The organism is Pseudonocardia sp. OZ21, assembly GCF_059359135.1.
In genome coordinates this window covers 1-13,574 of record NZ_JCADBN010000020.1, presented here as the reverse complement: position 1 = coordinate 13,574, position 13,574 = coordinate 1, and the positions used below count along the sequence as shown (strand labels likewise).

The window sequence follows — 13,574 nt, the reverse complement described above, 5'->3', positions numbered from 1 at the left end:
GGGAGGGGAGCCGTGCTGCCCTCGCGGAGCTGATGGGGCACCCTGGTGCGGTGCCGCGACAGCATCCCGAGCCGCCGCAGGCCCTCTCCCGGTACTGGAACGGCTACGTCAGCGACTGCACGGCCGCGGTCACGCGCTTCCGGCGCATCACCAACGCGCTCCCGACCGGCCCCGCCCGCACCTGGCTCACCGAGATCGCCCAACGCCTCGACGCCGAACTCGAGGCCGTCCGCCGCCTCGCCACGGTCGGGGACTCCATCGAACCGGCGTGGTTCCGGGTCGGGGAGGAACCCGCCAAGCGCATCGGCAAGCGTCTCGACGCCGCCCGGAGCGCCTTCGCCGACGCGGTGTCACAGGCAGCGGAGGTGGCCGAGAAGGTGGCTCTCGACCCGGCCCACAGCGACGTCCGGGCGCACCTGGAGGTGCTCAGCAGGCAGGCGGACCAGCTGGCGGCCGCCCCGGAGCCCGAGCCGGAACCGGAGCCGGAACCCGAACGCTGGTGGCGCAGGCGGCGCGGGAACCGCTGACTCTGCTCACGCCCGGGGGCGGTCAGTACATCATCCGCGGGTCGTCGTAGTACTTGAACTCCAGCAGGTTGTTCGACGGGTCGGCGAGCACGAACGTCTCGTGCTCCTCGGCCCGGCCCGCGAAGCGGTGGAACGGCTCGGCGAAGAACGGCAGACCCCGGGTGCGGGCCAGGCGCAGCAGCCGTTCCCAGTCCTCGCGGCGGCGGAACGTCACACCGAAATGCCGGGGGTAGAGCTCCGGGGCGTGGTCGACGACGTCCGACAGGTGGCAGACCACCTGGTCGCCGAAGAAGTCCAGGGTGATGCGGTCGGCGTAGCGGCGGGCGAGCTTGCAGCCGAGCGCTCCCACGTAGAACTCCTGCGTGGCGTCGAGGTCCGCGGCCGGGATGGCCAGGTGGAAGACGTCCTCCGAGGTGCGCATCAGACGTCCTGGGTGCGGAACGCCCGGTGCCCGGTGTCGGCCATGTCGGTTCCTCCTCTGGTGCCGATGCCGTCCGCGGCCGCGGGCGGTGTGTGACGCAGGCGGCCGGGGGCCGCCGGAGCCCGATGACCCACTGAGCGAGCCTTCCTGGTCTGCGGCTTCCCCGTCAGGGCCAGGCTGAGCGGCGTGCGCTGCACGACGTCGACGATCACGAGGGAGACGACGACCGCCACCGCGTAGACGGCGAAGCTGGACCACGGCGCGGGCAGCCGCCCGGCGGGCGACGTGGTGCCTGCCACGGTGAGCGCCCAGAGGATCGTGGGGTGCAGGAGGAACACCCCGAAGGACCGGTCCGAGGCCCCCTCGACGGCGCGCGACGCCGCTCCGCCCGCGCGCCGGTCGGCCCAGGCCGCGCCCACCGCGTAGAAGCTCGCGACGACGGCGACCGACCACAGCACCATCACCGGCTGGAACACGTCGGTGGCGAACTGGGCACCCACCCCGTGCGCCACCCCCCACTGGTACCACCCCTCGGCGAGAGCGCCGGTCAGCAGCACCGCGGCCACGACGACCGCGACGTGCCGACGGATCCAGCTGTCCACCCGGGTGGCGTGCAACGCGACGACCCCACCGAGCACCAGGAAGAACTGGTAGCTCAGCAGGAACGAGCCGGCGTAGGGCAGCAGCTGGGCCTTCATGCCGATGGGCGCCGGGTCGTGCAGGAACAGGTCGATCAGCACCTGCAGGACGGCGCTCACCGCGAGGAGCACCGCGTGCCACCCCGTGGTGGCCTGCAGCAGGCGCCGGAACAGCGGGAACACCAGGTAGAACTGCAGCGACACGAGCAGGAAGTACAGGTGGAACCACGCCATGCCGGTGAGCACGTTGTGCACCAGCATCGTGGCCGCCTGGCCCGCCGGGAGCGGGGCGGTGACCAGCCCGAGTCCGGTGTAGATCACCGACCACACCAGGTAGGGCACCCCGACCAGCAGGAACCGGCGGCGCCAGAACGCCACGGCGTGCACGGCGTCGTCGCGGTAGCGGTGGGTGAGCACGAACGCGGTGAGGACGAAGAAGGCCTCGCGGGTGAAGTGCAGCAACATCACCACGGCACCGGCGGGCACGCTGTCGAGCGGGTTGACCGTCGAGATCGTGTGCACCGCGATCACGCAGGCGAACGTCAGCACCCGCACCATGTCGGCGGGGTAGACGTGGACGGTGCGGGCCGGGCGGCGCTGGGTCTCGAGGTGGGCGCCTGCCGTCATCGGCCGGTCGCCGCGAGCTCGTCCGCGAGCTGCCTGCGCAGCTCGGTGCGCCGTACCTTGCCGGTCGGCGCGAGCGGGAACGCCCCGACCAGCCGGATCTCCGCGGGACGTTTGTACCGCGCCAGATGCGTGGCGCAGCGGGCGACGAGCCGGCCGACGAACTCCCCGCCGGCCGCGGCGTCCAGCTCGTCGGCGGTGCGGACCAGTGCCACCGGCACGGCTCCGAGTACCTCGTCGGGGCGGCCGATGACCACGGCGTCGACCACGCCCGGCTCGTCGAGCAGGGTCTCCTCGATCTCCCGGGGGTAGACCAGCTCGCCACCGCGGTTGACCACGTCGTCGGCACGCCCGACCAGGTAGAGGTAGCCGTCGTCGTCGAGCCGGCCGAGGTCGGCGGTGTCGAGCCAGTGCGCGTCGTCGATCCGCTCGTCGCCCGCACCGCCGGCGTAGCCACGGATCACGCCGGCCCCGCGGATCCGCACCCGGCCCACCACGTCCGGTGCGCACGGCACTCCGTCGCGGTCGACCACCTCGAGCTCGACGTCGACGGGGCGCCCGACCGAGCCCGGCCGGACCGGGGCGTGCAGCGGCGTCGCGGTGATCTGGCTCGCGGCCTCGGTCATGCCGTAGCTCTCCACGACCGGCACCCCGGTGCGTTCCGCGATCAACCCACGGACCCGGTCCGCCAGCGGGGCCGACGCCGAGCGCACGAAGCGCAACCGTGGGGGCAGCACCGGGATCTCCGCGCGGGACAGGATCGTCAGGACCGCCGGGACCGCGTTGAGCCATGTGACGTCGTGCGCGGCGAGCACCGGCCAGAAGCCCGTGCGGCGGAACCGGCGGTCGAGCACGAGGCTCGCCCCCGACACCAGCGTGGCCAGCAGGCCCACGACCTGCGCGTTGATGTGGAACAGCGGCAGCGGGTTGAACCCCCGGTCGGCGGGGGTGAGCTGGTTGTGGCGCGCCACCGCGGCGGCCACGTGCAGCAGCTGCGCCTCGCCCAGCACCACCGTCTTCGGAGCCCCCGTCGAGCCCGACGTCAGCAGCGCGGCGGAACCCGGCGGGCCGTCGTCGGGCACCGGAGCGTCCGGCTGGGCGATCGGGTCGATCGGGAGGCCGGTGCGGGCGTGAATCCGCAGCCCGGGCCGCGCGGCACGGTCGGTGACCACGAGGACGGGTCGCAGGACGTGCCGCGCCCGCAGCTCCTCTGCCGGGGTGGACTCCGGGTTCACCGGAGCCGAGCACCGCCCGGCGGCGATCACCGATAGGTGCACCACGGCGAACGCGAGTGGGTCGTCGACGTCGACCAGTACCCGCGCACCGGGCGGCACGTGCAGCGCGTCCAGCTCGCGGGACCAGGCACGGGCGGCCGCGGCCATGCCTGCGTTGTCGATGACACGGTCACTGCGGGCGTCCTCGAGGAACAGCCCGTGCGGATTGCTGGCAGTGCGGGAGCGCAACAGACCGCGCAAGCGGATGGCCACGAGAGTCCACGCTGGACGACCTTTCTGTGCGCGCGCTGTGCAGAACGTGTGAACCGCCGGTTGGTCGCCACCGCGGTCGGTGCCGCCCGACCGGCGGCATCAGATCACCGCGTCCAGCTCGGCCCGCATCTGTGCCGCTTCGACGTCGCGCGCGACGGCCTGGGCGAGCAGCGCCCGCAGCACGAGCACGATGAGCGCGACCCCCAGGATGGCCACGCCGACCCCGCCCATGATGACGGTGACGCCCGGGTCGTCCCGCTGGCCCGGCGCATTGAGGGCCGTGACCGCGAACCACACGAGTGCAGCCGCCACGACCGCTCCGATCACGACGTCCACGTACCGGAAGGCGGCGTGGGAGAAGACGGTTCCGCGCCGCACCATCGTCACCAGCCGCCATACGCAGACCAGGGCGACCTGAGCCGACACCATGCCCAGGATCGTGACGAGGCGCAGCGGGGTCAGCGGAAGCGACCCGTCCTCCGGGTCGGTGGCCAACGCCCACACCATCCCCACCTGTACGAGCACGGCGCCGGCGAGCATCACCACGAGCACGGCGCGCAGCGCACGCACTATCAGCGTTCCCATGGCATCCTTCCATCGAATTGCGATGGGACTCTATCGAGGTTCGATATGTTGAACAAGGGTCGAACCGGAGGGATCTCGCCGGGCCCGGCCGCACCACCGAGCCCGGACCGGGCTCCGCGCGTCCCGACCCCGCCGAGTGGTCATCCCGCCTGCGGTCGGGTCCTGTGGTAGGAGTCGCGGACATGACCGCTGCCCCACACCCGCTGGCCAGGCAGTGGGCCGGAGTCGTCCCGGCGACGCTGGCCGTGTGTGCGGGCGCGGTGGATCTCCTCGCGGTGGCCGGGCTGGGCGGCGCGTTCGCCGGCATCGTGACGGGAAACCTCGTCACCGCGGCCTACGGGGTCGGCACGGGCGACTACAGGCTGATCATGCCGGCGGGCACCGCGGTGGCCGCGTTCGCCGTGGGCGTGCTCGCCTGGGCCCGGCTGTGGCACGAGCGACCGCGGGCGGTGGCCGGCATGCTCATCGCCGAGCTGGCACTCCTGGTCGTCGTGGCCACCGGCTGGATCCTCACCGGGGCGCGGCCCGGACCGCTCGAGGCACTGCTCCTGCTCGCCGTGGCCGCGATCGCGATGGGCGGGCAGAGCGTGGCGGCCCTGCGGCTGCAGGCCTCCACCACGTACATGACCGGAACGCTGGTCGGCGGGCTGCAGGACCTCGTGACGGGGCGGCCCGGCCGCCGCCGGGCGGCGCTGCGTCAGCTGGTCGCGCTCGTGTGCGGAGCCACCGCGGCGGCGGTGCTGCTGCACTTCCTGGCCTGGGCGGTGCCGCTGCTGCCCGTCGTCCTGCTCGCGGCATGCGTCGGTGTGGTCCTCGGCGCCCGGGCCGCCGGGGTGAGCGGGCCGGACGGATGAGCGCCTTCCGTGGCGACCCCTCGACCGCCACGGAAGGCACCCACACCGGCGTACGCCGGACTCGCGAACGGAGCGTCCTCCGCCCGCTCTGTGCACCACCGGCGCGACGAGCGCGAGACCCGTGGTCGTCCAGGGGTGTGCTCAGGCGTCGGCCGGCACCGGGTGGTTGGCGACCATCAGCCCGCGCGGGTCGACGCGCCGCCGGACCGCCTGCAGCCGCTTGTAGGACTCGGCACCGTAGGCGAGCTCGGTGTCCAGGGCCTTCTCGGTGAAGTTCAGGTAGTGCCCGGTGGTCCACGGCGCCATCGCCTCGGCGAGCCGGTCAGCATGCCGGCCGCCCACTACGGCCTGCGGCCCCGCCACCAGCGCACAGCAGTACAGGCCGAACTGCCCGTCGAGCATCGGCAGGACCCCGGCCGCGGGATCCGGGCGCCCCAGCGCTCCGCCGAGCTGGCGCAGCTCCGCCACCGCCAGTATCGAGTCCGACTCCGAGCCGGCGGCCCGGACGAACGCCTCCACCGCCTCCGCAGGCACCGACCCGAGCAACGCGGCGGCGGACGCCACCGGCATGGGCTCCTCCGGGTCACCGTGCAGGCGGACCAGGTCCGGCGCCGGCATCCGGGCGAAGGTGTCGATCTCGGGCTCCAGCTCGCGCAGCGGGGCGAGGATGTCCACGGCGACCTCGTCCTCGGCCAGAACAGCCCCGTCGATCATGACGACCTGCCGCCCGCGCAGCGGGGGCGGCACCTCCTCGATCGGCGGCAGCTGCAGGATCCGGAACGACGTGGTGACCTCATCGGGCGCCTGGGTCGCCCACTGCGACCAGCGGGTGAGCACGCGGGTCGCCTCCGACCAGTCCCACACCAGCGCACCGCCGTAGACCGACGTGACCGGGTAGAGGGCGAACTCCAGAGCGGTCACCACGCCGAAGTTCCCGCCGCCTCCCCGCAGCGCCCAGAACAGCTCGGGGTCGGAACCGGCGTCGACGCGCACGAGCCCGCCGTCGGGGAGCACGACCTCGATGGCGACCACGCTGTTGCACTGCATGCCGAAGCGGCGGGCGAGCCACCCGACACCCCCACCGAGGGAGTACCCGCCGACCGCGACGCCGGGAGACGACCCGTGCAGCGCCACCAGCCCGTGCGGCGCCACCGCCGCGACGACGTCCTCCCACGGCACCCCGCTCCCGACGCGGGCCGTGCGCCGGTCCGGGTCGACCGTGATCCCGGTCAGTCCCGCCGTGCGCAGCAGCACCACGTCGTCGAGGTCGTCGAGCGGGCCGGCGTTGTGGCCCGTCGCCTGGGGCGCCACCCGCAGCCCGGCACGGGCGGCCGCACGGACCACCGCCGCCACCTCGTCCGCCGTCCGGGGGTGGACGACCGCCGCGGGCCGCTGCTCCACCGCGACGTTCCACGCCAGCCGCGCGGTGTCGTAGCCGGTGCTGCCGGGCAGATGGACGGGTCCGGCACCGGCGGCATGAAGTTCGTCGAACACGGGACCGCCCTGACCGATGGTTGAGGTGTCGCTCACGACATGGCACACGCTGGGCGCGGTGCGACGGTTCACGACACGGCGATCTGTCTCTGCGGTCCCCGTCCGCTCTGCTGTGACCTGCGCCGATGCCGCGACCGGTGACCTACATCGCACCAGTGCGCGTTTCGCAACCCCTTTCACTGCGCTGTCCGGGTCCCGCGGCCACCGAAAGGCGACAGAACGCCCCGCGCGGGTGCACTCTGGAGGGAGGCGTCGATGGAGGACCGTGATGCGGACCCTGCTCAACGTGATCTGGCTCGTACTGTGTGGCGTCTGGCTGGCGATCGGCTACGCCATCGCCGGGATCATCTGCTGCCTGCTGATCGTGACCATCCCGTTCGGCCTGGCGTCGTTCCGCATGGCCGACTTCGCGCTGTGGCCCTTCGGCCGTCAGCTCGTACGACGCGCCGACGCCGGTGCCCCGTCCACGCTCGGCAACATCATCTGGATCGTCTTCGCCGGCTGGTGGCTGGCGCTGGCCCACCTCACCACCGCCGTCGCCCTCGCGGTGACGATCATCGGGATCCCGCTGGCGTGGGCCAACCTGAAGCTGATCCCGGTCTCACTCGTCCCGCTCGGGAGGGTGATCGTCGACAGCGACGCGCCAGAGCACGCGCGCTACCCCGCCTCCTACTGACCGTCCACCGGCAGGGCCGGCGGTGCGGGGTCCGCGGTCTCGGCGAGCAGCGTGCCGCTCTCGCGCGTGATCCGCTGCAGGTGTTCCCGGCAGGCCCGACGGGCGGCGTCGGCGTCCTGCGCGGCGATGGCGTCATAGATCGCCTGGTGCTCGTCGAGCGTGTGGCCCTGCTGGGCCAGGTAGGCCATCGGCTCCCGGTAGGACTCGCGGAGGCAGGCGTTGACCGGGTCCATGAACAGCGCCAGCAGGGTGTTGCCGCTCGCGCGGGCGGTGAGGCGGTGGAAGGCCAGGTCCTGCTCGAGGCAGACGTCGAAGTCGTCGCGGTGTTCGCGGGCGATGGACAGTGCCGTGCGCATCTCCTCGAGGTCCCGCTCGCTGCGCCGGACCGCGGCGAGTGCGGCGAGCTCCACCTCCAGCACGAAACGCGCCTCCATCAGCTGGCCGAACACCGCGGGCCCGCTGCGCAGCAGCAGGCTGAAGTGCTCCGCGATGGGCCTCCCGTCCAGCAGCGCCACCACCATGCCGCGGCCCGGCCGGATGCTGACCAGGCCCCGCTGTTCGAGAATCCGCGCGGCCTCCCGGACGACGGTGCGGGACACGTCGTATGTCTGCGCCAGCTGCGCCTCGGTGGGCAGCTGGTCCCCCGGAACGAGCCGGTCGGCGAACAGCTGCGCCTGGATGCGGTTGGCAACCACCTCCGGCAGGCGCGGCGGGCGCCCGGTGGGTCCGGGAGCCACGGCGGGTCCGAGCATTTCGCTCCTCCTGTTGACGGGCTCAAAGGTATGATGATGCGATAGCTCGATGAGATACAGGTCTCCGATCCGGCATCTTCGGCCGGTGGTACGGGAGACCGTTCCTGCGCTCGTGACGTGGCCGCCGCGGCCGCCCGGGCAGGAACATCCCACTCGGACACATCCCGCTCAGGCACATCCACTGAGGAGCTGACATCGGCGTGGACAGCGTTGCTCATGGCCAGAACTACGTCGACGGTCGCTGGGAGGACGGCGACGGCGCGGTTCTGGAGGTGCGCGACCCGGCCACGGGAGACGCCGTCGCCCGGGTGCCGGAGTCCACGGAGCGGGACGTCGATCGCGCCGTGACCGCCGCGCGCCGGGCGTGGGACAGCTGGCGCTGGGTCAACCCCTCGGTGCGAGCCGGCTACCTGCACGCCACCGCCGACGCCCTCGCCGCCGCGAAGGACCGGATCGCGGCCGCCATCACCCGCGAGATGGGCAAGCCGCTGCCCGAGGCCCGCGGGGAGGTGGAGAAGCTCGCGAAGACGTTCCACTTCTACGCCGAGGAGGCCACCCGGATCACCGGCGCCACCCTCGCCAACGAGGAGGACGGCTTCACCAGCATCGTCGAGAAGGAGCCGATCGGGGTCGTCGCCGCGATCACGCCGTGGAACTACCCGGTGGAGCTCATCGGCTGGAAGCTGGCCGCGGCGCTCGCCGCGGGCTGCACCATCGTCGTGAAACCGTCGGAGTACACCCCGTCCGCGGCGATCGAGGTCTTCCGCAGCCTGGAGGTCGCCCAACTGCCCCCCGGCGTGGCCAACCTCGTCACCGGCGCCGGGCCGGCGGGACGCGCGCTCGTGGCCCACCCCGCGATCGACAAGGTGGCGTTCACCGGTTCCGGAGCCACCGGCGCCGCCATCTTCAGGACGGTCTCCGGGGTCAAGCCCGTCTCCATGGAGCTGGGCGGCAACTGCCCGCTGATCGTCACCCGGCACGCCGACCTGGACCGGGCGGTCACCGGCGCGCTGCGGCGCTCCTTCCGCAACGCCGGCCAGATCTGCATCGCGATCAACCGTGCCTACGTCCACAGCGACCTCTACGAGGAGTTCGTCGGACGGCTGGCGAAGGGTGCCGCGAACCTGGTGGTGGGCGACGGCCTGCGCGAGGAGAACGTCGACGTCGGCCCCGTCACCAACGCGGAGATCCTCGAACGGTCCGAGCGTCACGTGGAGGACGCCCGCACGAAGGGCGCGCGTGTCCTCGTCGGCGGCACCCGCTCTCCGGACCGCCCGGTGGGCAACTTCTACCAGCCGACGGTCCTCGCGGACTGCACCCAGGACATGCTCGTCATGCACGAGGAGACCTTCGGCCCGGTCATCGGCGTGAGCGCCTACACCGAACTCGATGCGGCCGTCGAACTGGCCAACAGCACCCCGGCCGGCCTCGCGGCCTACGTCTACTCCGAGGACCTGGGCGAGGTGTTCGCACTCAGCCGCCGCCTCGACTTCGGCAGCGTCGCGGTGAACAACGTCGACGCCGGCACGATCAACGCCCCCTACGGCGGTCGCAAGGGCAGCGGCTTCGGCTACGAGCACGGCAGGGAAGGGATGGAGGGATACCTCCAGATGAAGCACGTGCGGGTGCGGCACCACGCCTGACGCCCACCGGCCGTGCCGGGAGCGGCTCGACGGCGAGCCGCCGACTCAAGGAGCGACGCATGGCGACGTGTTTCATCGGCATCGATCTCGGGACGTCCGCGTGCAAGGTGCTCGCCCTCGACGCGAGCGGCGAGGTGCTCGACAGCAGCGTGCGCGAGTACCCGGTGCTCACCTCACGACCCGGCTGGGCCGAGCAGGAGCCGGCGCGCTGGTGGGAGGCCACCGACGACGCGGTCCGGGAGCTGCTCGGCCGGCTACCGGCCGGTTCCGAGGTCCGCGGTTTCGGGCTCTGCGGTCAGATGCACGGCCTCACCGCGCTGGACGAGGACCGCGAGGTGATCCGCCCGGCGATCCTGTGGAACGACCAGCGCGCCGCACCGCAGTGCACCGAGATCACCGAGCGGGCCGGCGGCCTGCCGGGGCTGATCGACCTGGTGCAGAACAGGATGCTGCCGGGCTTCACCGCCGGGAAGATCCTCTGGCTGCGCGAGCACGAGCCCGCCGCGTACGAGCGCATGCGACACCTGGTCAACCCGAAGGACTACCTGCGCCTGCGGATGACGGGTGACCTGGTGACGGAGGTGTCCGACGCGTCGGGCACCGGCCTGTTCGACGTGCGCGGGCGGCGCTGGTCCAGCGAGCTCCTCGACCTGCTGGACATCCCGGAGGACCTCCTGCCCCGGGTGGTCGAGTCGCACGAGTCGACCGGAACGCTGCGACCGGACGTTGCCGAGCGCTGGGGCCTGCGCGCGTCGACGCCGGTGTTCGGCGGCGGTGGCGACGCGGTCATCCAGACCACCTCGATGGGCATCATCGAGGACGGCGCGATCGGCATCACGCTGGGCACGGCGGGCATCGTCGCGGGGGCCAGCGGGGCCTGCCCCGACGAGATCGACGGCACCCTGCAGATCTCCTGCGGCAACGCGCCGGACCGCTGGCACGTCATGGGGGTCTCGCTGGTGGCGGGCGGCGCCTTCCAGTGGCTGCGCGACGCCCTGCGCCCGGTCGATCCCGAGCTGGACTACCGCAGCCTGGTGGACCTGGCCCGGCAGGCGCCGCCCGGGTCGGAGGGCCTGCTCTTCCTCCCCTACCTGCTGGGCGAGCGCTGCCCGCACGTCGCCCCGGAGGCCCGCGGCAGCTGGGTGGGCCTCACCCCGATGCACTCGACCGCCCACCTCTCCCGCAGCGTGATGGAGGGCGTCCTGCTCAACCTGCGCGAGATCGTGGAGGTGTGCGAGTCCACCGGCCTGGACTGCACGCAGGTGCGCGTGTCGGGTGGCGCCACCGTGGAGCCGCTGTGGCTGCAGATGCTGGCCGACGTGCTCCAGCGGGAGGTCGTGACGGTGACCGGCGCCGCCGAGGGCGGTGCCTACGGAGCCGCGTTGCTCGCCGGGGTCGGTACCGGTGACTTCGCGTCCCTCGCCGACGCCGCCGCGCTCGTGCAGGAGACCGCGCGGTTCAAGCCCGAGCCCGACAACGCCGAGCTCTACGACCGGCTGTTCGCCATCCACCGCCGCCTGTACCAGACCTTGCAGCCCACCTTCGCCGAGCTCGCCGGGGCGCAGCGGTGACCGGACGGGTGGAGGACGGTGTGCGACCCGACACGCCACAGGACCGGGCGAAGGTCGCGGCGGGGAGGCACGCCCTCGACACGTTCGTCCGTGACGGCATGCTCCTCGGACTCGGCTCCGGCACCACGTCGCACTGGTTCGTGCGCTCGCTCGCCGAGCGGGTGCGGGACGGCCTGGACGTGGTGGGGGTCCCCACCTCGACCGCCACGCGGGACCTCGCGCTGGAGCTCGGGGTCCGCCTCGCCGACCTGAACGACGTTCCCGAGCTCGACCTGACGATCGACGGCCCGGACGAGATCGACGGTGCCGGGAGCATGATCAAGGGTGGGGGCGCCTGCCTGCTGTGGGAGAAGATCGTGGCGAGGGCGTCCCGCCGGATGGTCACCGTCCTCGACGACACCAAGATCGTCCCCACCCTCGGCGCGTTCCCGTTGCCGGTGGAGGTGGTGCCGTTCGGATGGGTCTCCACCCGGCGGCACCTGAGCAGGCTGTTCGGCGATGCCGGCCTCGGAGAAGCGCGGATCACCAACCGGATGCGCGGGGACGAACTGCTGGTGACCGACAGCGGCCACTACATCCTGGACGCCCACCTGGGCGCGATCCCGGACGTCCCCGCACTCGCCGCCGTCCTCAACGACATCCCGGGGGTGGTCGAGCACGGCCTCTTCGTGGGGATCGCGGACGAGATGGTGGTCGGCCATCCCGACGGGAGCGCGGAGGTCCGCACCTTCTGAGCCTCCGGGCGTGACGTGGCGCTCTCCACAAGGTGAGACGTCCATGGGCAATGTACGGTCATTAGCGGTGATCGTCAGGCAAGGCGCCCAAGGGAGTCACCGTGTGGATGTCCGTCCTCGCCAGGGAACCCGCCCGTCCGGCCCAGGTGCGCAACTGGCCGCACGCGTGGTTGCTGGCGGTGGGGACGGTCTGCTTCGGCGCGTTCATGGGTCAGCTCGACGCCAGCATCGTCACCCTCACCTACGGTCCCCTCGGTGCCGAGTTCGGGGCATCACTGGCGGGGGTGCAGTGGGTCTCCCTCTCCTACCTCCTGACGCTCACCGCGCTGCTGGTCCCCATCGGCCGGCTGGCCGACGCCCACGGCCGCAAGCTGCTCTACCTCTACGGGTTCGTCGTGTTCACGGTGGCCTCCGCGGCCTGCGGCCTGGCGCCCAGCCTCGGCTGGCTGATCGCGTTCCGGGTGGTCCAGGGCGTCGGCGCCGCCATGCTGCAGGCCAACAGCGTCGCCCTGATCACCACGAGTGCTCCCCCTGGCAGGCGGCGCGCCGCTCTCGGCATCCAGGCGGCGGCCCAGGCCGTCGGCCTCGCGCTCGGCCCCACGGTCGGTGGGCTGCTCGTCTCCACCCTGGGCTGGCGCTGGGTCTTCGGCATCAACGTCCCGATCGGAGTGGTCGCCGTCATCGCGGGGGTGTACCTCCTCCCCCGCACCCGCGAGCGCACCACCACGACCACCTTTGACGTCACCGGTCTCCTGCTGCTGGTCACCGCCACCACGGCAGCGCTGCTCGGCCTGACGGCCCTGTCCGGGCTCGCGGCGGCGGGCTGGGTGGCGCCCGCGCTGTTCGTCCTCGCGGCAGCGGCCGTGCTCGGCATCGTCACCCACAGCCGACGGTTCGCCGCCCCGCTGCTCGATCCCGCGCTCCTGCGGTCGCGGGCGGTCGCCGCAGGGCTCGCGGGCGCACTCGGCGGCTACCTGATCCTCTTCGGCCCGCTCGTGCTCGTGCCGGTGGTGCTCGTCGCGGCCGGGGCGTCGGAGCTGCACGCCGGGCTCGTGCTGACCGCGCTCCCCGCCGGATTCGCGCTGGCCGCCACCACCGGTGAGCGGCTGCTGCCCAGGTCCTGGAGCGACCGGCTCCGCTGCCTCGTCGGCGCGCTGGCCGTCGTCTGCGTGACGGGCCTGCTGGTCGTCGTCCCGCTCACCCCGGCGTGGCTCGCGCCGATGCTCGGCCTCCTCGGGCTCGCGCTCGGGATCTTCACACCGGCGAACAACAGCCTCGTCATGGGACTCGTCCCGGCTCGTACCGCGGGGACGGGCGGCGGACTGGTCAACATGGCCCGCAGCCTGGGCACGGCACTCGGCGTGGCGCTGGTGACCCTCACGCTGCACACGGGCTCCCCCGAGAGCGCTGCGCGCACCGCGCTTGCCGCGCTCACCGCGGTGGCCGTCGGCCTCGTGGTGTCGGCCTGGCTGGTTCCTGGCGGCCGGACCCGCTAGGGAGTGTCTGGTCGATCATGGAAGCCAGCTGAGCAGGGCGGCGAGTTGTAGGGCACCGAGGTAGTTGCGGGC

The 13,574-nt window shown here is 72.7% G+C and carries 13 protein-coding genes; 7 read left to right on the top strand and 6 right to left on the bottom strand.

The features are described 5' to 3' along the window. The first annotated feature begins 50 nt into the window (after positions 1 to 50). The gene (locus AC5L35_RS32140; RefSeq protein ID WP_495063499.1) at positions 51 to 527 is read left to right on the top strand and encodes a hypothetical protein; all 477 of its coding nucleotides are present in this window, start codon (positions 51 to 53) and stop codon (positions 525 to 527) included. 22 nt (positions 528 to 549) lie between these two features. Here AC5L35_RS32140 and AC5L35_RS32135 read toward each other — a convergent pair whose 3' ends face one another. From AC5L35_RS32135 to AC5L35_RS32120, 4 genes are all read right to left on the bottom strand, one after another. Further along, positions 550 to 948, bottom strand: a complete 399-nt coding sequence (locus AC5L35_RS32135) for a VOC family protein (RefSeq protein WP_495063498.1) — start codon at positions 946 to 948, stop codon at positions 550 to 552. Continuing rightward, complete coding sequence (locus AC5L35_RS32130; protein ID WP_495063497.1) at positions 948 to 2,213, bottom strand: acyltransferase; 1,266 nt, start codon at positions 2,211 to 2,213, stop codon at positions 948 to 950. The genes AC5L35_RS32135 and AC5L35_RS32130 overlap by 1 nt, the downstream gene beginning before the upstream one ends. Next, positions 2,210 to 3,697 (bottom strand): AMP-binding protein, encoded by a 1,488-nt coding sequence (locus AC5L35_RS32125; protein WP_495063496.1) that lies wholly within the window; start codon positions 3,695 to 3,697, stop codon positions 2,210 to 2,212. Before AC5L35_RS32125 ends, AC5L35_RS32130 begins: the two co-directional genes overlap by 4 nt. A 99-nt stretch (positions 3,698 to 3,796) precedes the next feature. Beyond that, entirely contained in the window at positions 3,797 to 4,282 is a 486-nt protein-coding gene (locus tag AC5L35_RS32120; RefSeq protein WP_495063495.1) for a DUF2975 domain-containing protein, read from the bottom strand. A gap of 182 nt (positions 4,283 to 4,464) precedes the next feature. Here AC5L35_RS32120 and AC5L35_RS32115 point away from each other — a divergent pair, with 182 nt between their 5' ends. After that, positions 4,465 to 5,136 carry a YoaK family protein gene (locus AC5L35_RS32115; RefSeq protein ID WP_495063494.1) on the top strand — a complete coding sequence of 224 codons (672 nt, stop codon included), beginning with the start codon at positions 4,465 to 4,467 and terminating at the stop codon, positions 5,134 to 5,136. A 141-nt stretch (positions 5,137 to 5,277) separates the two neighbouring features. Here the strand turns inward: AC5L35_RS32115 and AC5L35_RS32110 are convergent, their stop codons facing one another. Then, positions 5,278 to 6,666 carry an FAD-binding oxidoreductase gene (locus AC5L35_RS32110; RefSeq protein WP_495063493.1) on the bottom strand — a complete coding sequence of 463 codons (1,389 nt, stop codon included), beginning with the start codon at positions 6,664 to 6,666 and terminating at the stop codon, positions 5,278 to 5,280. A gap of 232 nt (positions 6,667 to 6,898) precedes the next feature. Between AC5L35_RS32110 and AC5L35_RS32105 the strand changes: the two genes are divergently transcribed. Then, a complete protein-coding gene (locus tag AC5L35_RS32105) occupies positions 6,899 to 7,306 on the top strand; it encodes a YccF domain-containing protein (RefSeq protein ID WP_495063492.1) in 408 nt (135 codons plus the stop codon). On the opposite strand, the gene AC5L35_RS32100 is transcribed toward AC5L35_RS32105, so the two are convergent. Beyond that, positions 7,300 to 8,058, bottom strand: coding sequence for a FadR/GntR family transcriptional regulator (locus AC5L35_RS32100; RefSeq protein WP_495063491.1), 759 nt, complete (start codon positions 8,056 to 8,058; stop codon positions 7,300 to 7,302). The genes AC5L35_RS32105 and AC5L35_RS32100 overlap by 7 nt on opposite strands. A gap of 200 nt (positions 8,059 to 8,258) precedes the next feature. Here AC5L35_RS32100 and AC5L35_RS32095 point away from each other — a divergent pair, with 200 nt between their 5' ends. The 4 genes from AC5L35_RS32095 (at position 8,259) to AC5L35_RS32080 (ending at position 13,502) form a co-directional block, all read left to right on the top strand. After that, entirely contained in the window at positions 8,259 to 9,701 is a 1,443-nt protein-coding gene (locus AC5L35_RS32095; RefSeq protein WP_495063490.1) for an aldehyde dehydrogenase family protein, read from the top strand. 59 nt (positions 9,702 to 9,760) lie between these two features. Next, the gene (gene xylB, locus AC5L35_RS32090; protein ID WP_495063489.1) at positions 9,761 to 11,272 is read left to right on the top strand and encodes a xylulokinase; all 1,512 of its coding nucleotides are present in this window, start codon (positions 9,761 to 9,763) and stop codon (positions 11,270 to 11,272) included. Between the two features lie 20 nt (positions 11,273 to 11,292). Then, positions 11,293 to 12,006, top strand: a complete 714-nt coding sequence (gene rpiA / locus AC5L35_RS32085) for a ribose-5-phosphate isomerase RpiA (RefSeq protein WP_495063488.1) — start codon at positions 11,293 to 11,295, stop codon at positions 12,004 to 12,006. A 107-nt stretch (positions 12,007 to 12,113) separates the two neighbouring features. Further along, entirely contained in the window at positions 12,114 to 13,502 is a 1,389-nt protein-coding gene (locus tag AC5L35_RS32080) for an MFS transporter (protein WP_495063577.1), read from the top strand. Positions 13,503 to 13,574 lie beyond the last annotated feature (72 nt).